General features: G+C 70.6%; 19 protein-coding genes. 5 read left to right on the top strand and 14 right to left on the bottom strand.

Going from position 1 to position 24,207, the window contains the following annotated elements; all coding sequences use genetic code 11:
• Window positions 1-339: 339 nt before the first annotated feature.
• Complete coding sequence (locus QM638_RS09990; protein ID WP_415141818.1) at window positions 340-1,773, bottom strand: GntP family permease; 1,434 nt, start codon at window positions 1,771-1,773, stop codon at window positions 340-342.
• Window positions 1,773-2,276: a gluconokinase gene (locus tag QM638_RS09985; protein WP_415141817.1), complete on the bottom strand. Its 504-nt coding sequence runs from the start codon at window positions 2,274-2,276 to the stop codon at window positions 1,773-1,775. Before QM638_RS09985 ends, QM638_RS09990 begins: the two co-directional genes overlap by 1 nt.
• Before the next feature lie 141 nt (window positions 2,277-2,417).
• Here QM638_RS09985 and QM638_RS09980 point away from each other — a divergent pair, with 141 nt between their 5' ends.
• Window positions 2,418-3,173, top strand: a complete 756-nt coding sequence (locus tag QM638_RS09980) for a FadR/GntR family transcriptional regulator (protein ID WP_415141816.1) — start codon at window positions 2,418-2,420, stop codon at window positions 3,171-3,173.
• An 87-nt stretch (window positions 3,174-3,260) separates the two neighbouring features.
• On the opposite strand, the gene QM638_RS09975 is transcribed toward QM638_RS09980, so the two are convergent.
• Both QM638_RS09975 and QM638_RS09970 read right to left on the bottom strand, forming a co-directional pair.
• A complete protein-coding gene (locus QM638_RS09975) occupies window positions 3,261-4,019 on the bottom strand; it encodes a dienelactone hydrolase family protein (RefSeq protein WP_415141815.1) in 759 nt (252 codons plus the stop codon).
• 18 nt (window positions 4,020-4,037) lie between these two features.
• Window positions 4,038-6,299, bottom strand: coding sequence for an MMPL family transporter (locus QM638_RS09970; protein ID WP_415141814.1), 2,262 nt, complete (start codon window positions 6,297-6,299; stop codon window positions 4,038-4,040).
• Between the two features lie 117 nt (window positions 6,300-6,416).
• Between QM638_RS09970 and QM638_RS09965 the strand changes: the two genes are divergently transcribed.
• A complete protein-coding gene (locus QM638_RS09965; protein WP_415141813.1) occupies window positions 6,417-7,034 on the top strand; it encodes a TetR/AcrR family transcriptional regulator in 618 nt (205 codons plus the stop codon).
• Window positions 7,035-7,049: 15 nt separating this feature from the next.
• On the opposite strand, the gene QM638_RS09960 is transcribed toward QM638_RS09965, so the two are convergent.
• Complete coding sequence (locus QM638_RS09960; RefSeq protein ID WP_415141812.1) at window positions 7,050-8,342, bottom strand: HupE/UreJ family protein; 1,293 nt, start codon at window positions 8,340-8,342, stop codon at window positions 7,050-7,052.
• 124 nt (window positions 8,343-8,466) lie between these two features.
• Here QM638_RS09960 and QM638_RS09955 point away from each other — a divergent pair, with 124 nt between their 5' ends.
• Window positions 8,467-10,170 carry a DUF3500 domain-containing protein gene (locus QM638_RS09955; protein ID WP_415141811.1) on the top strand — a complete coding sequence of 568 codons (1,704 nt, stop codon included), beginning with the start codon at window positions 8,467-8,469 and terminating at the stop codon, window positions 10,168-10,170.
• Between the two features lie 75 nt (window positions 10,171-10,245).
• Here QM638_RS09955 and QM638_RS09950 read toward each other — a convergent pair whose 3' ends face one another.
• Window positions 10,246-11,127 carry a hypothetical protein gene (locus QM638_RS09950; protein WP_415141810.1) on the bottom strand — a complete coding sequence of 294 codons (882 nt, stop codon included), beginning with the start codon at window positions 11,125-11,127 and terminating at the stop codon, window positions 10,246-10,248.
• A 96-nt stretch (window positions 11,128-11,223) separates the two neighbouring features.
• Window positions 11,224-13,251, bottom strand: a complete 2,028-nt coding sequence (locus QM638_RS09945) for an MDR family MFS transporter (protein ID WP_415141809.1) — start codon at window positions 13,249-13,251, stop codon at window positions 11,224-11,226.
• 145 nt (window positions 13,252-13,396) lie between these two features.
• On the opposite strand from QM638_RS09945, the gene QM638_RS09940 reads away from it, so the two are divergent.
• Entirely contained in the window at window positions 13,397-14,833 is a 1,437-nt protein-coding gene (locus tag QM638_RS09940) for a histidine-type phosphatase (RefSeq protein WP_415141808.1), read from the top strand.
• 38 nt (window positions 14,834-14,871) lie between these two features.
• The gene (locus QM638_RS09935) at window positions 14,872-15,255 is read left to right on the top strand and encodes a hypothetical protein (protein WP_415141807.1); all 384 of its coding nucleotides are present in this window, start codon (window positions 14,872-14,874) and stop codon (window positions 15,253-15,255) included.
• Here QM638_RS09935 and QM638_RS09930 read toward each other — a convergent pair.
• From QM638_RS09930 to QM638_RS09900, 7 genes are all read right to left on the bottom strand, one after another.
• Entirely contained in the window at window positions 15,252-16,835 is a 1,584-nt protein-coding gene (locus tag QM638_RS09930; RefSeq protein WP_415141806.1) for an amidohydrolase, read from the bottom strand. The two genes, QM638_RS09935 and QM638_RS09930, sit on opposite strands and share 4 nt — an antisense overlap.
• A 4-nt stretch (window positions 16,836-16,839) precedes the next feature.
• Window positions 16,840-18,612 carry a CocE/NonD family hydrolase gene (locus QM638_RS09925; RefSeq protein ID WP_415141805.1) on the bottom strand — a complete coding sequence of 591 codons (1,773 nt, stop codon included), beginning with the start codon at window positions 18,610-18,612 and terminating at the stop codon, window positions 16,840-16,842.
• 67 nt (window positions 18,613-18,679) lie between these two features.
• Window positions 18,680-19,558 (bottom strand): ABC transporter ATP-binding protein, encoded by an 879-nt coding sequence (locus QM638_RS09920; RefSeq protein WP_415141804.1) that lies wholly within the window; start codon window positions 19,556-19,558, stop codon window positions 18,680-18,682.
• Window positions 19,555-20,571 (bottom strand): ABC transporter ATP-binding protein, encoded by a 1,017-nt coding sequence (locus QM638_RS09915; RefSeq protein ID WP_415141803.1) that lies wholly within the window; start codon window positions 20,569-20,571, stop codon window positions 19,555-19,557. The genes QM638_RS09920 and QM638_RS09915 overlap by 4 nt, the downstream gene beginning before the upstream one ends.
• Before the next feature lie 29 nt (window positions 20,572-20,600).
• On the bottom strand, window positions 20,601-21,470 hold the full coding sequence (locus tag QM638_RS09910) for an ABC transporter permease (RefSeq protein ID WP_415141802.1): 870 nt from the start codon (window positions 21,468-21,470) through the stop codon (window positions 20,601-20,603).
• Complete coding sequence (locus QM638_RS09905; RefSeq protein WP_415141801.1) at window positions 21,467-22,426, bottom strand: ABC transporter permease; 960 nt, start codon at window positions 22,424-22,426, stop codon at window positions 21,467-21,469. Before QM638_RS09905 ends, QM638_RS09910 begins: the two co-directional genes overlap by 4 nt.
• Window positions 22,408-24,120 carry a CocE/NonD family hydrolase gene (locus QM638_RS09900; protein ID WP_415141800.1) on the bottom strand — a complete coding sequence of 571 codons (1,713 nt, stop codon included), beginning with the start codon at window positions 24,118-24,120 and terminating at the stop codon, window positions 22,408-22,410. The genes QM638_RS09905 and QM638_RS09900 overlap by 19 nt, the downstream gene beginning before the upstream one ends.
• Window positions 24,121-24,207 lie beyond the last annotated feature (87 nt).

The raw sequence follows: 24,207 nt of genomic DNA, 5'->3' as shown, positions 1-24,207 counted from the left end.
TCTCATCCTGGACATCGCTCCAGGTCTGGAACGGGTCAAGCGAGCAGGGCAGTGACCTGGTGGCACCCGGGGTGCATCGGCGCTCTGTCTGAGAACGCCGACAAGAGGATGGTGGACCAGTGAGCCCGACGGGCGAACCGGAACCCGGGCGAGTCCACGAGCCGCCCCGCCGGCGGCCGCCGCGATCCACGCCTCTGCCACAGATCCTCCCGGACTGAGGACAGCGGCGGGACATCCGCGCTACCGTCGTACGGACCGGCACGGGGGCCCTACCCGAGAGGGGTGTCCGTGCCGGTCCTTCAGCCGGTCCCTCCGGCGATCTGTGGTGACGCCGCCGGCTCAGGTGAGCAGCTTCAGGATCACGTCGAGCACGAAGACGAAGACCAGTCCCGCCACGGAGAGCACCGTCTCCATCGCCGACCAGGTCTTGATCGTCTGGCCCACGCTCATCCCGAAGTACTCCTTGACCAGCCAGAACCCGGCGTCGTTGACGTGGGAGAAGAACACCGAGCCGGCGCCCACCGCGAGCACCACCAGGGAGACCTGCCAGTTGTCCATCCCGGGCAGCAGGTCGACGATCAGCGAGGAGGCGGTGATGGTGGCGATCGTCGCGGAGCCGGTCGCCAGCCGGATGAGGACGGCGAGCACCCAGGCGAGCAGGATGACCGAGATGTTGGCCTTGTCCGCCCACTGGGCCAGCTGGGTGCCGATCCCGGTGTCGATCAGCACCTGCTTGAAGCCGCCGCCGGCGCAGACGATCATCACGATGCCGGCGATCGGCGGGAGCGAGGACTCCATCACCTTCTGCAGCTGGTCGCGACCCATCCTGGCGCCGTTCGAGCCCAGGGTGACCAGGCCGACCAGGACGGCGATCAGCAGTGCGACCGGCGGGTTCCCCAGGACGTCGAAGATCTTGCGCAGGAGCTGGTCGGCGTTGTCGTCCCAGACGATGTCGCAGACCGACTTGGCCAGCATCAGCACCACCGGCAGCAGCACGCTGAAGATGGTCGCGCCGAAGCTCGGGCGCTGTTGGTGGGTCCCGCGCTCGGCCGTGCCGGAGTCGAAGGTGTCCGGCGCCGGTACGTCGACGTACCGCCCGGCGAAGGAGCCGAAGAGCGGGCCGGCCACGATCACGGTCGGGATGGCGACCAGGACGCCCAGGCCGAGGGTCAGACCGAGGTCGGCGTGGGTGTACTGGATGGCGGTCAGCGGGCCGGGGTGCGGCGGCACGAAGCCGTGCATCGCGGAGAGCCCGGCCAGCGCCGGGATGCCGACCGTGATCAGTGAGACCTGGGCGCGGCGGGCGACCAGGTAGATCACCGGCATCAGCAGCACCAGGCCGATCTCGAAGAACATCGGCAGCCCGATGATCGCGCCGACCAGCGCCATCGCCCACGGCAGCATCCGTGGTGAGGCCTTGCCGACGATGGTGTCGACGATCTCGTCGGCACCGCCGGAGTCGGCGAGCAGCTTGGCGAACATCGCACCGAGTGCGATCAGCAGCCCCACGCCGGATGCGGTCGAGCCGAAGCCGGTGCTGAAGCTGGTGACGACGTCGCTCATGTTCTGCCAGTCGACGACGCCGACGGCCAGGGCGCCCAGGGTCAGCGCCAGGAACGGATGCAGCTTGACCAGCGTGATGAGGACGACGATCACGGCGATCCCGACCAGGGCGGCGATCACCAGCTGACCGCCTCCCCGGGCGGGCTCGACCAGGTCGGTGGCGGCGAGCGCGGGCAGGGACGGCAGCGAGGACAGCAAGGACAGGGACATCAGCGGTTCTCCTGGTCGGCGACGGTGGCAACGTACTCCGAGACGATCGCGTCGACCTCCTGATCGACGTCGATGACGACGCCGGCCTCGTCGGGCTCGAGCGGCTCGAGGGTCTGGAACTGTGAGGTCAGCAGCGAGGCGGGCATGAAGTGACCGGGCCGGCTGGCCTGCCGGCGGGCGATGACCTCCCGGTCCCCGGCGAGGTGCAGGAAGCTGACTCGATGGGCATGGTGGCGCAGTTGGTCGCGGTACTTCCGCTTCAGCGCCGAGCAGCTGATCACCGCGCCGTCGGGGTGCGCGGCCAGCCATGCACCGATGCGCTCCAGCCAGGGGTAGCGGTCGTGGTCGTCGAGCGCGTGCCCGGCACTCATCTTCGCCACGTTCTCCGGCGGGTGGAAGTCGTCGGCGTCGGCGAACGGCACCCGCAGCCGCTGGGCGATCGCCGCACCGACGGTGGACTTGCCCGATCCGGACACGCCCATCACGACCAGTTGTGGGTTCATCAGACTCTCCTCGTGTCACCCGGCCGTGACGGCCGTCACGTGCCGGCGGTCACAGTCTGCCGAATGATCTGACTTTTGTCACGAAAAATCTTTAAAGAACTGTCTATATACGTCTTCTCCGAGAAGTGACATGCTCTAGGCGTGAGCGCCACTGATCACCGCGTCGAGGTCCATCCGCGGCTGCTCGACGCGGTCGGTGAGGAGATCGCCTCGGGTCGGCTGGCCCCGGGGACCGTCGTCACCCTCGAGGGTCTGGTCGCCGCGCACGGCGTGTCGCGCAGCGCGGCGCGCGAGGCCGTCCGGGTGTTGGAGTCGATGGGGATGATCGCCTCACGGCGACGGGTGGGCCTGACCGTGCGCCCCCGAGAGGAGTGGCACGTCTTCGACCCGCTGCTGATCCGCTGGCGCCTGGAGTCGGGCGACCGCAGCGAGCAGCTGGTCTCGCTCTCCGAGCTGCGCCGCGGCTTCGAGCCGGTGGCGGCCGCGCTCGCCGCCGAGCGCGCCGACCCGGAGCAATGCCGCGCCCTGGCGGTCGCGGCCTCGGACATGGTCACCACCGGGCGACGACAGGACCTCGAGGCCTACCTCGCCGCCGACCAGGCCTTCCACCGAACCCTGCTGGAGGCCAGCGGGAACGAGATGATGCGCGCTCTGGTCCCGCTGGTCGACGCCGTCCTGGAGGGACGCACCCATCACGCGCTGATGCCGAGCGACCCGAACCCCGAGGCGATCGAGCTGCACGATCGGGTGGCCAGCGCCGTACGTCGTGGAGACCCCGTGGCCGCCGACGCCGCGATGCGGGCGATCATCGACGAGACGGCCGCCGCACTGAGAGACTCCGCGGGTGGGGAGCGCAGCAGGCGATTGCCTACCCGCGGAGTCTCGAGGAACCGCTGACGTTCTGGTTGGTCGCGGCCGCACCGAACGAACGACTCGGCCGCACCAGCGAACGATTCGGCCTCGCGAACGAACGAATCGGCGGCGTCAACGAACGACTCGGCGCAGGGTCCGCTCGAAGAGTGCCCTCAGCTCGCTGAGATGACGCGCGTTGGCGGCGGCGTCCCACATCGAGGTGTCGGACATGGTGTAGCCGTGCGGGGCACCCGGGATGATCTCGTTGACGTGCTCGACCCCGGCCGCAACCAGCGCCTCCTCCAGGACAGCGACCTGCTCGGGTGGCATCGAGCCGTCGTTGTCGGCGTGCAGCAAGACGTACGCCGCCCGGGTGCCCGCGATCTTGGTGTGCGGCGACTCGGGGTCCTCGGTGGCCAGGCCGCCGCCGTGGAAGCCGCCGACCGCCACCACCTCATCGGGGAAGAGCCCGGCGGTGCGGACCGCGAGCCGCGCGCCCATGCAGTAGCCGGTGGTGCCGATCGGCCCGGCGGCGTAGCGCCGCAGCGTCGCCAGATAGGCCGGTACGTCGGCGGCCACCCGGTCGGGGGTGAGTCCGGCGACCCGCTTGCTGGCCCCGGAGGCGAAGAAGGCGGCCCGGTTCTCCGGGACCCGCAGGTCGGCGGCCGGCCCGACCGCCGCGATGTCGCCGTCGCGGTAGAAGACGTTCGGCGCGAGGACGACGTACCCCCACGACGCGATCTCCTCGACCATCTCCTCGATCCGGGGGCGCAGTCCGATCGCGTCCATGTAGAACAGCACCCCGGCGGAGGACGCCGAGGCCGCCGGCGGCCTCGCGAGGTAGGCCTCGGCCGTGCCATCGGGGGTCTGGATCGTGATCAGCTCAGCCATGGTCCCGAGGTTAGATGATTAGCGTTGCTCAACTTTTTCCGGGGTGGGCTCGTCGTCCTGGTCCCGGCCGAGTCGCCGGGCGAGGGCCTCCCCCTCGATGTCGAGGTTGGGCATGATCCGGTCGAGCCAGCGCGGCAGCCACCAGATCCGCTCGCCGACGATCGACATCAGCGCCGGGACGAGCGTCATCCGGACCAGGAAGGCGTCGGCCAGCACACCGACCGCGAGCGCGAACCCGATCGTCTTGATCATCACCGCGTCGCCGAGCGCGAAGCCGGCGAAGACACCGGTCATGATCGCCGCCGCCGCGGTGACCACCCGAGCGCTGTGCGCGAACCCCTCCTTGACCGCCTCCTTGGCGGGCGTCCCGTGCACGTACGCCTCCCGCATCCGGCTGACCAGGAAGACCTCGTAGTCCATCGCCAGGCCGAAGAGGACACCGGTGAGCAGCAACGGCAGGATGAAGACCACCGGCGTCTTCACGTCCAGTCCGATCAGGCCGTTGAGCCAGCCCCACTGGAACACCGCGACGGTGGCACCCAGCGAGACGCAGACCGAGATGAGGAAGCCGACCGCCGCCTTGAGCGGGACCAGGATCGAGCGGAAGACCAGCACCAACAGGATGAACGCCAGTCCGACGACCACGACCAGATAGAGCGGGAAGACGTCGTTCAGCTTCTGCGAGATGTCGATGCCGACGGCGGTCTGGCCGGTGACCAGGGCACGGGCCCCGTCCTGCTCGGGAAGGTCCGACAGGTCGGCGCGGATGGTCTTGACCAGTTCCTTGGTGGCACTGTCGGCGGGCCCGCTGGTCGGAATGACGGTGATGGTGGCGTAGGAGACCGAGGCGAGCTGCTTGGTGAGCGCCTTCTTCTCCGCCGCGGTCGCGTCGGCGCCGCTGCCGGTCGGCGGGACCACGGAGACCACGTCGTCGGTGATCGCCTCCAGGTCGCTGACGACGCTGTTGACGGCACCGAGCGCATCGCTGGAGTCCGCGGTGTCGACCACCACGACGAGCGGTCCGTTGGCGCCGGCGCCGAAGTTGTCGGCGATCAGGTCGTAGGCGACCCGGGCATCGCTGCCGGACGGCGCGGTGGCGTCGTCCGGGATGGCGAGCTCCATCTTGGTGACCGGGATCGAGACGACCACCGCGAGGAGTACGCCGCCGACCAGGGCGGGGACCTTGAACCGGCTGACCAGCTCCACCCAGCGTCGGCCGTTGGTGCGGACACTGGGGTCGCCCTCGGGGTCGCGATCGCGGAGGAATCTGATCCGTCCGGAGGTGGCACGCCGGCCGGCCACGCCGAGCAGGGCGGGCAGCAGGGTGAGCGCGATGAGTACGGCGATGGCGACCATGCAGGCTCCCGCCAGCCCCATCTGGGTGAGGAAGCTGATCCCGCACACCGAGAGCCCGGCCAGCGCGATGACGACGGTGAGACCGGCGAAGACGACCGCCGAACCCGCCGTGCCGACCGCGCGGCCGGCCGCCTCGTCCCGCGGCCTGCCCAGCGTCACCTCGTGTCGGTAGCGGGACATGATGAACAGCGCGTAGTCGATCCCGACCGCCAGGCCGAGCATGCTGCCCAGCGCGGGCGTGGTGGAGCTGAGCGAGACGAACCCGGTCAGCGTGGTGATGCCGGTGATGCCGATGCCCACCCCGATGATCGCGGTGATCAACGGCATCCCGGCGGCCACCAGGGAGCCGAAGGTGATCAACAGGACGACGAGCGCGATGGCGACGCCGATCGCCTCGGCGCTGCTGGAGGTCGAGGCCTCGGAGAAGGCGTCGCCGCCGATGACGGTCTCGATCCCCGCCTTCGTGGCCGACTTCTTGGCCGCCTCGGCGGCCTTCTCGTCGGCGTCGGTGAGGTCGACCGACTGCTTGGTGTAGCTGATCGTGGCGTAGCCGACCGTCCCGGACTTCGAGATGGTGCCCGCGTCATAGGGGCTGGTGATCGAGGCGACGTGCTTGGTCTTCACCTCCTTCAGCGCGGCGGTGACGGCCCGCTTGTTCGCGGCCGAGGTCAGTGTGGAGCCGTCATCGGTCTTGAAGACGAGTTGAGCGCTGGCACCGTCGGGGCTCGATCCGGGCGTCCGGTCCTTGATCAGGGAGAACGCCTCGGTCGACTCCATGCCGGAGAGGGAGAAGTTGTCGTCGGTCTTGCCCGACAGCGTGCTGGCGCCGACCCCGCCCAACACGAGCAGCGCCAGCCAGAGGCCCACCACCGTCTTCTTGTGCCGGAACGACCACCGGCCGAGTCGGAAGAGATGCCACGCCATCGAGGAGCCTTTCGTAGAGGTCCGACGGGCCGACCGACCGCGCCAGTGGAAGCGTAGCCCCGAATGGAAGTGACTTCCAAAAGGAAGCCGAGTCAACTCTAGGTTACGCTCCGGTCCATGGTGGGACTGCGGGAGCGCAAGGCCGCGCAGACGCGAGCGCGCATCCTCGAGGTGGCTCTGGACGCATTCGAGGCCAAGGGGTACGAGGCGACCACGATGGAGGAGATCGCCGAGGGCGCGGAGGTGGGCGCCTCCACCCTGTACCGCTACTTCCCGACCAAGGAGGCCCTGCTGGTGGAGCCGCTGGGCTTCAAGGGCACCCTCGCCGAGGCGTTGCGCTCCCGGCCCACCGAGGAGGCGCTCGGCATCAGCCTCGGTCACGCGATCCAGGCGCTCTTCGACGCCCCCCGTCCGGATCGGGACCGGCTGCAGCGGATCGGCGCGGTCATCGACGCCAACACCGGGCCGCGGCTGCACCTGCACGAGCTGCTCTGGCAGGAGGCCGCCAACCTGCGCGACGCCATCGCCGAGCGCACCGGCCGCGACACCGACGACGTCTACTGTGAGGTCACCGCGCACCTGACCGTCGCCGTGCTGCGGGCCATCGCCGAACGCACCGGCAAGCCGAGCGACCCCGGCTCCTCACCCGACCGCGCGGCCGCCATCGCCGCCGACCTGCTCGCCCGGCTGCACGACGACCCGCCGGAGCTGCCGGTCTTCGGCCGACCCGACTGACCCGACCGACCCGGCTCACTCCCCCGGGATCGACTCCTGCCGGCTCGCGCCCACCTCGGCCGCCCGCCGGGTCGCCCACATCGAGATCGAGATCGCGGCCAGCCCGGCCCAGGTGAGCAGCGGCCGGGCGGCGAGCAGGTCGAAGGCACCCTGGAGAAGCGGATCGCCCGCGGTCCAGATCGCCACGATCCAGTCGGCCGCCGCCAGCGTGCCCAACGCCACGATCACAGCCACCAGATAGCGGTAGTCCAGGCTGGCGCTGGCGAGGAAGAGAAGCGGGGCGACGAAGACGATGACCACGATCTGGGCGATCTCGATGCCGACGTTGAACCCGAACACCGCGCGGATCGTGTCCCCGGTCCCCAGATGCAGCTCCAGGATGGTCTCGGCGAACGCTCCGCCGTGCACCAGACCGAATCCGGCCGCGATCAGCATCTCCCCGCGTCGTACCAACGGGCGCACGGCGTGGATCCCGGCGACGATGATGGAGACCGCGACCAGTGTCTCGATCGGCCGGGTCGGGACCTTGAGCAGGCCGAAGGAGACCAGCGCCAGGGTGGTGGAGTGTCCCAGCGTGAACGAGGTCGCGATCAGCAGCACGCCCTTCGCGGTCGCCGCGAGCCCCGGCAGACCGTTCCGTCCGCGCCGGCGGACGGCCAACGGGGCCGGCAGCAGCAGCATGGTCAGGAACAACAGGTGGTCGTAGCCGGTGGCGATGTGGTTCATCCCGGCCCGGATCATGGTGCCGATACCCACCTCGCGCTCGACCGCGGTGCCGCCGCCGATCAGCTGCGCGGTGGGGCCGGCATCGGTGAGGACACCGATCAACGACCGACGTCCGTCGCCGTCCCTGCTGCCCAGCAGGTAGACCTTGTGGCTCACGATCTGACGGGTGACCAACCGCCAGGTCACCGAGACGCTCGCCGGGTCGGCGGCGGGATACCGGGCGACCACCTCGAAGTCGAGGGCCGGGTATCCGTTCACCGTCCCCCGCGAGAGCCCACGTACGACGATCGGCACGTCGGTTCCGTCCACCGTGACCTGGACGTCGGCGTCGACCCGCGCCACCAGGCCGGCTCGTGCCTCGGCGAGGTCGTCGACCTGCTCGCCGGTCGCGAGCTCGTAGCGGTCGATCGGCACCCGAGCGTGCAGCACCAGCTGATGGGAGCCGCCGCCGACGGTGAGGGTCGACCAGGGCGAGGGATGCGCCGAGGCGGGTGCGGCGAGCCCGAGCAGGGCCAACAGCCCGAGCACTCCGGCCACCGCCCACACGCCGACCCGGCGGATCGGCCGGTCCGTTGCTGACACCCGCCGGAGCCTACGGTGGGGTCGGTGTCGCCAGCCGAGGCGACCGTGGAATCACAGGTTCCTGATAACGACTCACAGGTTCTTGAGGGTCTATTCAGGATTGACGACCCCTAGCGTCTCGGCCATGTCTCGAACCCTTCTTCGTCTCATCCCGGCCGGCGTCGCCACAACCTTGGTCCTCGCCACCGCCGCCTACGCGGTGGCAGCCTCCAACGACGACACCGCCGCGTCCACCGGCGCCAGCGCCACCACCGATGCGGTGGTCACCGCCGCGGACGCGTTCATCGACACGCTCTCCTCCGACCAGCTCAGCACCCTCGAGTACGACTACGACGACACCAGCACCAAGTACGAGTGGTCCAACCTGCCGACCGACGCGGTGGCTCGCAACGGGCTGAAGCTGGGCGATCTCACCGACGCCCAGCAGGAGGCGGCGCTGGCGGTCGTCGAGGCCGAGCTGAGCGACCAGGGCTACACCGAGGAGGAGCAGATCCGGCTGGCCGACGACAACCTGGCCACCAAGAACTCGGGCGGATACGGCTCGGAGAAGTACTACATCGCGTTCTTCGGGACGCCGTCCACCGACTCCGCCTTCATGGTGCAGTTCGGCGGACACCACCTGGCGATCAACGCGACCTTCGACGGCGACAGCGTGGCGATCACCCCGGAGTTCGTCGGAGTCGAGCCGCAGAGCTTCACCACCGACGGCACCACCTACACCCCGATGTCGGGTGAGAAGACGGCCGTCTTCGACATCCTGGACAGCCTCAGCAGCAGCGAGCTCTCCGCCGCCGAGATCAGCGGGACCTTCGACGACGTCCAGATGGGCGCCGGCCAGGACGAGGCGACCTACCCCGACGACGCGGGCATCCTGGTCAGCGACCTGAGCTCGGACCAGCAGGCACTGGTCACCACGGCGATCGAGCAGTGGGTCGATGACTTCCCCGACGCGGTGGCCGACGACTACCTGAGCGCCTACACCTCGGCCTACGACGAGACCTACATCGGCTGGGGCAACACCACCGACTCCGACGGCAACGCCTACTTCCGCATCTCCGGGCCGCGGGTGTGGATCGAGTACATCCACCAGGACGGCGTCGTCTACCAGAACCAGGTGCACATCCACACGGTCTTCCGGGACAAGTCCTTCGACTACGACGCCGGCACGGCCTCGGAGAGCACCTCGACCTCCACGTCCGCCTCGACCTCCACGTCCGCCTCGACCTCGGCGGCCGCTACGGTCGGCTCCACGACCGCGCTGAGCGGAGTGTCCCGTTCGGCGTACGGCACCACGACGAAGGCCACGGTGACGGTGAGCGCCGAGGACGACAGCGTGCCCACCGGCACGGTGACCGTCCGCTCGGGCGGGACCGCGCTCGGCACCGCGACGCTGTCGGGTGGTACGGCGAAGGTGAGCCTGCCGGCGTCGCTCTCCGTCGGCACCCACCGGCTGAGGGCCGTCTATGCCGGCGACGGGACCGTCGCCGGCTCCACCTCGGCCGCAACCACGCTGACGGTCGTCAAGCACGGCAGCAGGACGAAGGCGAGGCTCGGCACCCACCGGATCAAGCGCGGTGCTCACCCGGTGGTGCGCTACCTGGTCACCCCGAGCTCACCGGCCGCGACCGGCACGGTCGTCATCCGGGTCGACGGCAGCGTCGTCCGCACCGTGCACCAGACCAAGGCCAAGGACGGCTCGTGGCAGCGCGTCAAGCTGCCGGCGGTCCACCAGGCCGGACGCCATCGCGTGGTGGTGCGCTACCCGGGTTCCTCGACGGTGAAGGCCTCGCGCTCCTCGACCCTCACCCTGCGCGTCACCCGCGGTTGATCCCCCGCCGAATCGGTCGATAGCACCGCCGAATCGGTCGGTAGCGCGGCCGAATCGGTCGGTAACGCGGCCCAGTCAGCCGGTCGTGTCCGTGGACGCCGAGGACGACGGCTGGGTGGCGCCGGCGGCACCGTCCTCGGTGTCCGACCCGCTGCTGGCCTGGGCTGACGACGTGGCCGTGGCACTCGAGGTGGCACTCGACGTGGCCGTCGACGAGGCGTCGTCGGAGGCCGACGAGGTGGCCTCCTCCGACGGCTCCGCGGTGGCGGTGTCCTCGTCCGAGGTCGAGGTCGAGGTCGCCGTCGAGTCGTCGGTGGCGTCACTGGTGGCGGTGGTGCCGTCCGAGCTCGAGTCGCTCCCGGAGTCGTTGCCCGAGTTGCTCGAATCGCTTCCGGAGCCGTCGCCGGACCCGGTGATGCGCGAGATCGTCGTACCGCCGCCGTCGTCGCTGCCGACCAGCGAGGAGAGGGTGCGACCCGAGACCAGCTCGAAGACGGTCACGATGGCCACCACCGCCAGGAACGTGGCCAGCGAGAGGACGCTGATCCGCTTCCAGGGCAGGGTCCGGAACCGCTCCCGCCAACCGCCGGCGGAGGAGGAGCCGGCCGTCGCCTCGGCGTCCAGCGGCTCCGGAGCCAGCGTGGCCGTCCGGATCGTCCTGGTCGATCCGGTCGTCTCGGTCGCTACCGTCGTCGCGTTCGGATCGGTCACCGCGAGCCGACGCCCCGCGCGTGCGACCGTCTCGCGGCTCCTGGACAGGCCCTGGGTGTAGAGGGCGGCGGTGACGGTCGCCGCGACGCTGCCGACCGCGGCGCCGATCAGCGTCCCGGCGGCACCCAGGGTGGAGAGGACGACCGCGCTGGAGACCGCGGCGAGGGCGCTGGCGATCGTCTTGACCCAATCGATGTCGAGTCGCGGCTTGTCAACGGGCTGTGAGCGGGTCTGCTGTGCTGGCATCTTGCTTCTCAACGCTACCGACCGGCGGCGGGCCAGCACAGGAGACAGTGCTCACATCGCAGCTCACATCGCAGCTCACCCCGCGCACACCACGACTCACCCCGTGCGCGTGGCCATCGCCACCGGCAGCTGCGGATCGTCGTCGACCATCCGCTTGGCGAGCGCGCCGAGCGCCTCCTTGAGCTGTTCGTCGTCGGCGTCCCAGTCCTCCAGCTCCCCGGCGAGCCAGGCCCGCATCGCGCCGATGAGCTTGGCGAGCTCGGTCCGGCCGGCGTCGGTCACCGCGTAGCCAGACTCGTCGCCGGTCAGGTACCCACTCGCCACGGTGGCCTCGAAGGCCGGGGCGAGCACCGGTCCGGGGAGCCGGTGCCCGACGGCGACCGTATGCAGATCGGTGGCGCCGCCGAACCTGGAGCGTACGTCGATCTGGCCCACGCACCACGCCGCGGCAGCGTCCAGCGCGGTGCCCGAGGACTCCCGGATCTCCCGGAACGTGGTCGGTCGAGCGCGGCGTACCAGACGCGCGATCGCCCGCTGCAGCGCCAGCGAGCTGTCGGCCGACTCGGGCATGCCGAAGCCCTCACCGACGTCGGCCGCCCCGGCCCTGGACGACTCGCGCAACGGCACCTCCTTGAGCAGCAGCGCGAGCAGGAAGGCGAGCCCCGCCACCGGCACCGCCCAGAGGAAGACCACATGCAGGCTGTCGGCGTAGGCGTTGACGATCGGGTCTCGTTGGGCGGCCGCCAGCGCATGGATCTTCGCCGGGGTCGAGATCGAGTCGGTGTCGGTGATGCCGGCCTTGACCACCGCCGCGGCGAGCTTGTCGGAGAGCGCGTTGGCATAGATCGTGCCGAGGATGGAGGCGCCGAAGGAACTGCCCAGCGTGCGGAAGAAGGTGACCCCGGAGGTCGCCACGCCCAGGTCCTTGAACTCCGCGGTGTTCTGCACGATCAGGGTGAGGATCTGCATGCACATGCCGATGCCCAGGCCGAGCACCAGCAGGTAGATCGACATCGCCAGCGTGCTGGTGCCGGCGTCCATGGTGGAGAGCAGATAGAGGCCGAACGCCGTCACCGCCGAGCCGATGATCGGGAAGATCTTGTACCTGCCGGTGCGGCCGACGATGGTGCCGGCCGCGATCGAGGTGATCAGCAGGCCGACCACCATCGGCAGGGTGCGCACCCCCGAGCTGGTCGCCGAGACCCCGTGGACGTACTGCATGTAGGTCGGCAGGAACGTCATCGCGCCCATCATCGCGAAGCCGACGATGAAGGCCAGGATGACGCTGAGGCTGAAGACCTGGCCCCGGAAGAGCCGCAGCGGCAGGATCGGATCGACCGCCCGGGACTCCGCCCAGACGAAGAGCCCGAGCGCCACCACCGCACCGGCGAACATCGCGATGATGGTGGTCGATCCCCAGGCGTACTGGGTGCCGCCCCAGCTCACCGCCAGGGTGAGCAGGGAGGCGCCGATGCCGACGAAGACGATGCCGAGGTAGTCGATGATCGGGCGGACCGTGCTGGCGATCTTGGGCAGCGTCACGCTGGCGACGGCCACGACCAGGATGCCGAGCGGCAGGTTGATGTAGAACGCCCACCGCCACGACAGGTGGTCGGTGAAGAGGCCGCCCAGCAACGGCCCGGCGACGGTGGTGACGCCGAAGACGGCGCCCAGGGCGCCCTGGTACTTGCCACGCTCGCGCAGCGGGATGACGTCGGCGATCAGGGCGGTGGCGGTCACCATCAGCCCGCCGCCGCCGATGCCCTGGACCGCGCGCGCCACGATCAGCCAGGTCATGTCGTTCGCCAGGCCGCAGAAGGCCGACGAGACCACGAAGACGATCGCCGAGGCCTGCAGCATCAGCTTGCGGCCGAACAGGTCGCCGAACTTGCCGGCCAGCACGGTGGCCACGGTCTCGGCCAGCAGGTACGCCGAGACCACCCAGGAGAGATGGTCGCCACCGCCGACGTCGGCCACGATGGTCGGCAGCGCGGTCGACACGATCGTCTGGTCCAACGCGGAGAGCAGCATCGCGAGCATCACGGTGCCGAAGACCAGATTCATCCGGCGCCGGCTCAGCGCCGGCGCGGTGGTCACTGTCGCGGTCGCTGTCCCGGTGCTCATCGAACCCCCGTGCTCATCGAACCCCCGTCGCTCAATGCGGTCATCGGCAGGTTAGCGGACATCGGTGCCGCGGCGGCACAGCTTCTTCACCTCTCGGCCACCGTGGCGATGCTCACCGGGCGCTCCGGCGCGCTGGGATGGCGCCATGATCGCCATGACGTCGCGTCGTCACCGCGCCCCCGCCGTCCTCGTCGCGACCTTGACCGCCGCCCTCACCGCCACGGTCGCCGCCACGGTCGCCGTACCCCTGCTCGGCTCACCGGCCGACGCCCGTCCCAGCGCCCATCCCGCCGCTCACCCCGCCGCTCACCCCGGTGCCCGCTCCCGGCCGGACGACTCGCTGACCACCAAGACGCCGTACCGGCCGCGAGGAGACCTCGACTCCTACCAGCGGGCGCCGAGGGGCTTCACGCCCGTCTTCACCGAGAACGTCTCGCGACACGGCAGCCGCACCATGTCGGACGCCGACGACGGCGACGTCGTGCTGGCCTTGGTGCAGGCGGCCGAGGACCAGGGCGCGCTGACCGCACCGGGACGACGACTCTCCTCCCAGGTCACGGCCCAACTGGCGGTCAACGAGAGGTACGGGTACGGCGAGCTGAGCCCGATCGGCGACCGGGAGCTGCGTCGGACCGCGCAGCGCCTGGTGCGACGGCTGCCGTCCGTCTTCGCCGACGCGGTCTCCCGGGAGCGTCCGATCGAGGTGAGCGCCTCCTCGCAGAGCCGGACGCTGGACAGCGCCACCCAGTTCACCACCGGGCTGACCGCCGCCGACCCCGCGATCGGCGACCTGATCGAGCCGACGGTCAGCGACGACACCCTGCTCTACTTCCACAAGACCGACACCGCCTACCAGGACTACCTCGAGAACGACTCCCGGATCGGCGAGGCCGAGGACGCCGCCCTGGACGCGCCGCGCACCCACCGGGTGGCCCGCGCGGTGCTGACGCGGTTCTTCACCGCCGCGTTCGTCGACCGCATCGTCGCCGGCGACCTGGCCGACGCCGGCGCCGACGACGAGGTGGCGGCGGCCCAGTCGTTCTACGCGCTGTACCAGAACGCCGCCGACGTCCCCGGGAAGCTCGCGGCCGCCGGCTACCTGACGCATGCCCAGGCGGCCTGGTTCGGCTACCTCGACGACGTCGAGTCCTTCTACGAGAACGGACCGGCCTTCGCCGGGTCCGACGTCACCTATGCGATGGCGCAGCCGCTGCTGGACGACATGTTCGCCGACCTGGAGGCGCAGCGGGACGGGACCAGCGACGCCGCTGCCGATCTGCGGTTCACCCACGCCGAGGAGATCATGCCGCTGGCGACCCTGCTCGGGCTGCCGGGCTCGACCGAGCAGGTGAGCACCGATTCGCCGTACCGCTACGCCGACAACGACTTCCGCGGCGCGCGGGTGGCTCCGATGGCGGCGAACATCCAGTGGGACCTGTATCGCTCCGGCGACCGCTACCTGGTGCGGATGCTCTACAACGAGAGGCAGACCCGGTTCAAGGCCGGCTGCGCACCGGTCGCGCCGGGGTCCTACTTCTACGATCTCGACACCCTCGAGGAGTGCTACGGCTACTCGCAGTGAGCTCCGTCGCGGATCCCTCCGGTCCGGATGGGCCTAGCGTGGGGTCGGGAGAGCTGCGATGGAGCGAGCGACACGATCCACCGAGCCGACGGCTTGGCTGCTGGGCTCGGATCCGGCTGGAGGGCCTGGCGGAATACCAGCGCGCCGGCGGGTCCCTCGATGTCGTCCCGGCGCTGGCGGGCGGCGAGGAGTACCGGCTCTCCCGCCGGCTGATGCGGCGAGCCTCCACCGGCGAGGTGGTCGAGGACGCGTGGCTCGCCGAGAACACCCACCCCGGACTGGCCTACCTCACCATGGAGACCGATGGCCGGCCGGGCCGGTGGAACACCCTGCGAGCCCTGCGATGTCTCCGGTGGTACGCCGACGGGTGGGCCCGGCCGGTCCGGACCGCGCGGTCCCGGACAGCGCTAGCTAAGCGCTAGGTGCGCGCGAAGACGCACCGCCCGCCCACCCACGTCTCGGACACCGAGGCCGCACGCAGGGCCTCCTCGCCCTCCAGGACGTCGCGATCCAGGACGGCGAAGTCGGCGAGGTATCCCGCGGCGATCCTGCCGGTGGTGTGCTCGCGACCGTTGACGAACGCGGAGCCGGCCGTGTACGCCGTGAGCATCGTGAGCGGATCGAGAACGTCGAGCTCGCCGATCGCCTTGCGGAACCGCGGGTCATCGACGTCGCCGGTCGCGGTACGGATGCAGAGCAGCGGATCGGGGGTCGTGACCGGCCAGTCGCTTCCGCCGGCCAGACGCGCGCCGGCCGCGACCAGGCGTCCGATCGGATATTCGAGGCGCTCGCCATGATCGGTGCTCGTCGACTGGCCCATGTGCTCGTGCGGGACCTCCGTGCCCATCCAGAAACCCTGCACGTTCGCGGTGACGCCGAGCTCGGCGAACCGCGGGAACTCCTCCTCGGCGACGACGAAGAGGTGAGCGATGTGGTGGCGGCGCGTGCCGGGGCCGTTCGCCGCGATGGCGGCCTCGATCGCATCGAGGATCCACCGCGTCGTCGCATCCCCGTAGGAGTGATAGTGGAGCGTGAAGCCGGCGCCGTCGAGAGCGACGGTGGCCTCGCGGATCTGCGCCGCGTCCATGAAGAGGACCCCCGCACCGTCGACCATGACCTTCACCGTGTCCGCGACGACGCGATCGGCCCCGGCGATCTGCTCCAGCGCGGCTCGCCTGGCCCGGAGCTCGTCGATCTGCTCCGGACCTCGCTGTGGATCCCACCACAGGGCGGTCGTCAGCCGCAGGCGCAGGTCATCGCCGCGGAGCAGCTCGCCATAGGCGGCATGGTGATCGGCGAGCCCGAGTCCGGTGCCGACCAGGGCATCCTGCACCGAGGTGATCCCGAGAGCGAGCACATACTCCTGCGCGGTCAGGATGGCGGCCATCCGGTCCTCGGTCGAGGTCTGGGGCATCGCCGCCGCGATGACGCCGGTGGCCGCCTCCTCGACCATCCCGCTGAGCTGACCGCTGGCGTCGCGACGGAAGAAGCCGCCCGGCGGGTCCGGGGTCGTCTCGTCGACTCCGGCCGCCTCGAACGCCGCCGAGCTGACCCAGGCCCCGTGCCGGTCGAACGGTGAGAGGAACGCCGGCCGGCCACCGACGAGCTCGTCGAGACGGCGGCGCGAAGGGCCCTCGGGATAGGGAAAGACCTCCCGGTTCCAGCCTCCGCCGATGATCCAGGGCAGGTCCGGGTTCCGGGCGGCGTACTCGAGGATCGCGGCATCGACCTGCTCCGGAGTCTCCAGCCCGGCGAGGTCGCAGGTCATCAGATCGACTCCGCCGGTGCCCAGGTGGATGTGGGCGTCCTGGAATCCGGGGACGAGCAGCCTGCCACCCAGGTCGTGCTTCTCGGCCCCGGTGACATCGAGCCCGCCGGCGGCCGCGACCTGGACGATCCGGTCTCCGTGCACCAGGACGTCGAGCGCGCGCGAGCGCTGGTAGCCCGGCGTCCAGACCCGGCCGCCGAGGAAGGCGACTCTGGTGGATTCTTCGATGGTCATGTGCTCATCCGACCTTTGCTTCAGACGATTGCCCCAGACGAGGCGAGGACGTGGCGCGATGACCGGTCGTCATCGCCCCACCCGACCCCACGGTGGGCAGGACGGTGAGGCTGAGTCTGAGCCCGTCCGGCCCGCCGAGGTTCAGGGTGGTCTCGGTGACGGCGGCCCGCTTCGCGAACCAGCAGTCGGTGCCGTCGCCGGTGTTGAAGGTGAACTCGGGGAAGTCGGTGCTCGCCAGGTGCAACCGCAACCGGTGCCCCGCCCGGATCCGGTACGCCGTCGGCAGCAGCTCGAGCCGGAACGCCGTCTCGCCCGCCAGGCCGGTGAAGCGCACCTGGCCGCGGGTGACCAGGGTCGCGTGTCCGTCGGGGTCGAGGTCGAGGAGCCGGGCGAACAGATCGGTGCTGGCCCGGTCGGAGCCGAGGGCTCCGGTCAGGCGGACCGGCCCGGCGAGGGTCAGGTCCTCGGTCAGCGGCGCCGAGTCGAGTGTCGCGACGTCCGGGCGTTCGCTCACCGGCGCCACGTCGTCGAGCTGGGTGAGCAGCGAGAACGGGTCGAGCGCGAGCGAGGGCACCAGGTCGACACCGTCCGAGGACCAGGCGAGGGCCGCCGGTGAGGTCTCGGCCGGCCGCGGTTGGAGTCGTCCGGTCCGGGTCCGGGTCCCCGCGGCGTCCGCGCCGGCGGCGTACAGGGTGGTGGTCTCGGCCTCCGGTGGTGGCCAGGACTCGGCGGTGTGCCACCGACCGTGGCAGACCTCGAAGGTGACCTTCGGGACGGGCACCGCCGACCTGCCCAGGCAGTGGTCGTAGAAGGCGAGCGCCGGCTCGAGCAGCCGGGGCAGCAGCCGCTGCCGGGCCGCGGCGGAGACGTCGAGGTGGTCGGACGGGTCGATCGGCCGGTCCACGAACCGGTAGTTGTCGTGGTCGATCGCCTCCATCCGCAGGTGCAGCGTCTGCGACCAGCCGGGATCGGCCAGAAGTCGGTCGACGTCGTGCCAGGACCACATCGCACAGTTGTCGTACCAGCCGATGGTGTACAGCGCCGGCAGGGGGGTGGCCGCGACCAGTTCGGCGACGGTGAGCGGGCGGCGCGTCGACGGCGCGACCAGGTCGAGGTCGTAGTCGACCGAGCGCCTCCCGAGGGCGGCGAAGAACTCCTCGAAGGTGTCCGCGAGCGGGCGGGCGTCGACGTCGATCGGCCACTCGTAGCGGTCCCGGTCGACGTAGTGGGTGGCGAAGTAGCCGCGCCGGCTGATCTGGTCGACGTCGCTGGTGGTCGCCGAGAGGGCGAGGACGGTGGAGAGCTGGCTCCCGGTGACCCGCGGACAGATGGCCCGCAGGGCCGGATGGCCCGAGGCCGCTGCGGCGATCTGGGTCATCCCGAAGTAGGAGTCGCCCCACATCACCACGTCGCCGTCGCACCACGGCTGCCGGGCGATCCAGTCGATCGTGTCGTACCCGTCGGCGACCTCGTGCACGCCGAACTCGGTGGCGCCCTGTGACCGATACTTGCCGCGCACGTCCTGGACCACCACCGCGTAGTCGTGGCCGACCAGATAGCGCGCGATCTCCGGCAGGAAGCAGTAGCTGCCGTTCTTGTCGTACGGGAGCCGGACCAGGACGACCGGACGGGGTCCGGCGCCGTCGGGGTGGTAGCGGTCGGCGGCCAGCAGGACGCCGTCACGCATCGGGATCTGGCAGGCGATCGCGTCCTCGGGCACAGGAGCGGGACCGATCTTGGTGAACTTCATGGTGTCCTTCATTCGCGTCGACGCCATCCTGGGACGAGAGGGCTCCCCGGGGACGGGACGCATGGGGTTGGCGCGCAGGGTGCGCGGATGACGGTCAGGACTCGGCGAGCGCCGCGAGGTCGCGCCGGTCGCGGGCGAGCCGGTCGAGATCCCACCCGGGCACCGGGACCGAGTCCAGCAGCAGTCGGGTGTAGGGATGACGCGGCCGCGCCAGCAGCGCTTCGGTCTCACCGGAGTCGACGACCCGGCCGGCCCGCATCACCAGCACGCGGTCGGTGAGATAGCGGACCACCCCGAGGTCGTGGCTGACGAAGACGAACGCGACGCCGGTCTCGGTCCGGATCTCGTTGAGCAGGGCGATCACCTGGGCCTGGATCGAGACGTCGAGCGCGGCCACCGCCTCGTCCAGCACCAGGATCGACGGTTCGATGCCGAGTGCCCGGGCGATGGCCGCCCGCTGGCGCTGGCCGCCGGAGAGCTCCCGCGGTAGCGCCCGGCCCTGCCTGCCGGTGAGGCCGACCTGGTCGAGCAGGGCCGCGACCTTCGCCAGCCGCGCGCGGCGCGACATCGTGGTGTGCAACCGGAGTGGCTCGGCGATGGCGTCGCCGATCCGCACCCGTGGGTCGAAGGACTGGTAGGGGTCCTGGAAGATCATCTGGATGGCGCGGGCGCGCTGACGACCGGTGAGCCTCCCGCCCGGCCGGCCTCCCTCCGGTACGACGCCCGGGAACTCGACCGCACCGGTGTCCGGCCGCTCCAGTCCGACGAGCATGCGGGCGGTCGTCGACTTCCCCGAGCCCGACTCCCCGACGATGCCGAGTGACTCGCCGCGGGCCAGGTCGAAGCCGAGGTCGGCCACGGCGGTGGTCTGGCCGAAGGTCTTGCTGAGCCCGACCGCGCGAAGGACCGGCTCCGGACGCGAGGCAGGACCCGAGGCAGGACCCGAGGCAGGACCTGGTGCGGTGCCCTTCATGCCGTCTCCTCTCCGCCGGCCCGCACGCAGGCGGTCCGGGATGCTCCGACCTCACGCAGCCGGGGAACCGAGTCGCCACACCGGTCGATGGCGTCGGGGCAGCGATCCCGGAAGGCGCATCCCGGCGGTGCGTCCACCAGCGCGAGCGGGCGCCCGGCGATCGGCCGTAGCTCACGCTTGGGACCGCGTACCGACGGACTGGAGGAGAGCAGGGCCCGGGTGTAGGGATGCCGGGGACTCGCGAACAGGTCGGAGCTGGTCGCAGACTCGACGATCCGGCCGGCGTACATGACATAGATGCGGTCGCAGGTGGCCGCCGCCAGGTCCAGATCGTGGGTGACCAGCAGGGTCCCCGCCCCGTGGCTTCGCTGCATCCGGCGCAACAGCCCCATCACCTCGGCCTGGGTGGTGACGTCGAGCGCGGTGGTGGCCTCGTCGGCGAGCAACAGGGCCGGATCGCCCATCAACGCCGCCGCGATCATCACCCGCTGCAGCATCCCGCCGGAGAACTCGTGCGGGTAGGCGCGCAGCGCCCGCTCCGGGTCGCGGATGCCGACCTCGGCCAGCAGCTCGATCGCCCGGGCGGCGCTCTGCGCGCGCGACCTCCCCGAGGCGCGGACGCCCTCGGTGACGAAGTCGCCGATGCGGCAGACCGGGTTGACCGAGGCCCGGGGGTCCTGGAACACCATCGCCGCCAGCTGCCGGCGCACACGCACGATCTCGCGCCGCGACGCGCCGATCACCTCCTGGTCCCGGACCCGCACCTGTCCACCGATCCGAGCGCGCCGCGGGAAGAGCCCGAGGGCCGCGCGGGAGGTCAGCGACTTGCCCGAGCCCGACTCCCCCACCAGCCCGACCGTCTCACCCGCGCTGACCTGCAACGACACCTCCGCGAGCAGCGGCCGGTCCTCCCCTTCGCGGCGTACCGACATGCTCAGCCGGTCGATCCGGAGTGCGGTGGACGGCGACTCCTCGACGACCGCTCCCGACTCCTGCGCAGCCCTGTGCGACATGGGTCTGGTCCTCTCCTGCCGGGTGGTGGTCATCGGCGTGCTCCGTCGCGTCGGGCCAAGTCGCTGCTCAGTCGCTCGCCGATCACGGTGACGGCGACGACCGTGAGCAGGATCGCGAGGCCGGGGATGAGCGCGCTCCACGGACTGCCCTGGAGCAGATCGCTCTGACTCTGGTTGATCATGGTTCCCCAATCCGCCTGGGGTGGCTGGACGCCGAGACCGAGGTAGGAGAGCGAGGCGAGGTCCATCAGTGCGTAGCCGAAGGCGAGCGCACTCTGGGCGAGCACCACCGGCATCAGGTTGGGCAGGATCCGGCGGAAGGTGACGTACCAGCCGGAGAACCCCATCACCTGATAGCTGCCGACGTAGGGTCGCGCCGCCTCCTGCAGCGCCACGCTGCGCACGATCCGCCCCAGGAACGGCGTATAGGCGATCGCCAGCGAACAGATCGGCGCGGTGAGCCCGTCGCCGAAGACCGCCACCGCGAGCATCGCCAGCAGCAGGCTGGGGAAGGCGAAGACGATGTCCATGCCGCGCGAGATGAGCACGTCGGCCCAGCCGCCGCGGCGCGCCGCCACCAACCCGAGGACGACGCCCGCGACGGCGGAGAGCAGCACGACGCCGAGCGGCGCGATCAGGCTCAGCCGGGCGCCGTAGAGCAGGCGGGAGAGGGTGTCGCGGCCGGTGGAGTCGGTGCCGAGCAGGTGACCGGCGGAGCCCGGAGGCTGCAGCGCATCGAGCAGCGAGGTGGCGTACGGCGAGTGTGGTGCCACCGCCGGAGCGAAGATCGCCACGACCACCACCAGGCCGAGGAAGCCGCCCGCGAGCGCTGCGACGGTGTTGCTGGCGCTGAGCCGGCGGATCCGCCGCCGGCCGAACAGCATCGGCATCGTCGTCATGCGTGCACCGCCGTCGCCTTCAGCCGCGGATCGATCAGCGGCAACACCAGCTCGACGAGGGTGCTGGTCACCACGAACAGCGTGACGCCGAAGAGCGCGATGGCCTGCACCACCGGCATGTCACGCCGCGAGACCGAGGTGACCAGCAGCGAGCCGACGCCGTCCAGCCCGAAGGCCGTCTCGACCACCGCGGTGCCGACGAACAGGCTCGCGAACAGGAGCGCGACCAGCGTCAGCACGGTCCCCAGCGCGGGCCTGACCACATGTCGACGGAGCACCCGACCGGCCGGCACACCGCGACTGCGAGCGACCTCGACGTGCTCGCGCTCCTGCTGCTCGGCGAAGCTGGCCCGACCCAGTCGGGCCAGCACTCCGACGGAGGAGAAGGCCAGCGCCACCGCCGGCAGGGTGAAGTGATAGAGGCGGTCGCCGAACCCCTGGCCGGCGCCGAGGGCGGGGAACCAGCCCAGGCTGACCGAGAAGACCGAGAGGAGCACGATCGCGGAGAGGAACGGCGGAGTGGCGGTGGCGAGTCCGCTGAGGTAGACGACCGCCTGGTCGATCGCTCCACCGCGGGCGACGCCGAGGATCGCGGCACCGAAGCCGACCACGATCGTCAGGACGGCGGCGTAGACGATCAGCAGCCCGGAGACCGCCAACCGGCTCCCGATCAACGACCCGACGCTGGACTGGTAGACCAGCGAGGTGCCGAAGTCGAGGTGGAGCACCCCGCCCAGCCAGTGCAGGTAGCTGGTCAGGAAGGGCTGGTCGAGCCCGTACTCGTGGCGCAGCGCGGCGAGCTGCACCGCGGAGAGCCGGCGGCCCGCGGAGAGGGCCAGTACCGGGTCGCCCGGGACGAGACGCATGGCGGCGAAGATGATGAACGACGAGATCAGCAGGGTGAGCAGCGCGGTGGCGACTTTGCGCAGCGAGGCGGCTAGCACGATGCCGTCCACTCCCCGGCGCCGTCCGGCAGCACGCTCAGCACCAGCCGCGGCGGTCGGTCCGGATCGGAGTGCAGCCATTGCCGGCTGCCGACTCGGGTGCGGGCCGTCCAACGGTTCTCGGTGGTGCCGGAGTTCGGCGGGAACTCGGGGTAGTCGCTGCTGGCGAGGTGGAGCTGCAGCCGGTGACCGGGTCGCAGCCGGTAGCCGGTGTGTCCCAGCTCGATGCGGGCCTCCTCGTCCGGACCCGGTGAGGTGAGCACGCCCTGGCCACGCACGATCTGGTGCACCGAGCCGTCCGGCTCGACGTCGCAGAGCTTCGCGTAGACGTCGGTGGTGGGCGCGGTCGAGGAGACCCGCAGGTAGAGGTCGACGGGACCGGCGAGATCGAGCGGCTCGGTCTGCACCGGTCCGGCGAAGACCAGGACGTCGGGGCGCTCGGCGACCGGCGCCTCGTCGGGGTACTCGTAGATGAAGGCGAAGGAGTTCTCGACACTCGAGCGGGTCAGATCGTCGGGGTCGTAGGACCAGGCGCACTCCTCGGGCGCGCCCGGGGTCCGCCAGGCCAGCGTCCCGGCCCTGTCCGGCACCTGCCCGAGCGATCCCAGGTAGAGCTCACGCGGCTCGCTGCCCGGTGGCGGCCACCGGCTCGCGGTGCGCCACTCGGCGTGTCCGAGGTGCCAGCGCACCCGCGGCACCTCGGACGCTCCCTCGGGAGCCGTGCCCTGGGCGAGGTAGACGTCGTAGAAGTCGAGGGCCGGGCCGATGTAGCCGTCGAGCATCCGCTGCAGCGCCTCGTCGTCGCTGTCGTGGTCGGTGGCGGGGCCGATCGGGACGTCCGTCAGGCGGTAGTTCTCGTGGTCGGCCGAGTCGACGTGGAGATGCTGGTACGGCGCCGCCGCGGGTGTCGCCACCAGCCGGAGGTAGTCCCGCATCGACAGCGTGGCGCAGTTGTCGAACCAGCCGACGCAGTGCAGCGTCGGCACCGGACGTGCGTCGAACGGGTGCCCCTCGTGGTAGACCGGCACCGGCAGCGTGCGCGGGATCATCAGGTCGTACCACAGCGAGCGCTCCTCCGCCTCGGCGAAGAACGTCTCGAAGACCTCGGTGAGCGGTGTCCGCTCCCAGTCGAGCTCGCCCTCCTGCATGTAGGCACCGGTCCAGCACTGCGCGATGTAGGCGGCGAACTGCAACCACGGTACGTCGGTCACGCTGCCGTTGCGGACCTGGCTGAACCGTGGGATCTCGGCGCTGGTGACTCGCGGCACCATCGCCCGCAGCGCCGGATGCTGCGCGCTCAGCGCCGCCCATTGGGTGAACCCGTAGTAGGAGTCGCCGAACATGCCGACCCGGCCGTTGCACCATTCCTGCCGGTGGACCCAGTCGATGGTGTCGTAGCCGTCGTCGACCTCGTTGAGCGGTCCGAGCGGCTCCCCCTCGGAGCGGTACTTGCCGCGCACGTCCTGGACCACGAACGCGTAGCCGCGCGCCGTCACGCGATGCGCGACCTGCTCCATGAAGACGTAGCGGCTGTTCTTGTCGTAGGGCAGCCGGACCAGGACCGCCGCCACCGGTGTCGCGGCGAGGTCGCCGGACGGCAGGTAGAGATCGGTGGCGAGGCGGACACCGTCGCGCATCGCGACCATCACCTGGGTCGCGCTGGCCGGAACCGGGCTCGGCGCGGTGGTGTTGGGACCGGGACTCATCGATCTAACCTCTCTGGGGAGTCGGACCACCGTCGGTCCTGGCTTTTGTTTTTCAAAGATGACAATCTATGGGCACCTCTCCCGACC

This window comes from Nocardioides sp. (assembly GCF_047606145.1).
GTDB lineage: Bacteria > Actinomycetota > Actinomycetes > Propionibacteriales > Nocardioidaceae > Nocardioides.
This window is presented reverse-complemented; position numbering and strand designations above follow the sequence as displayed.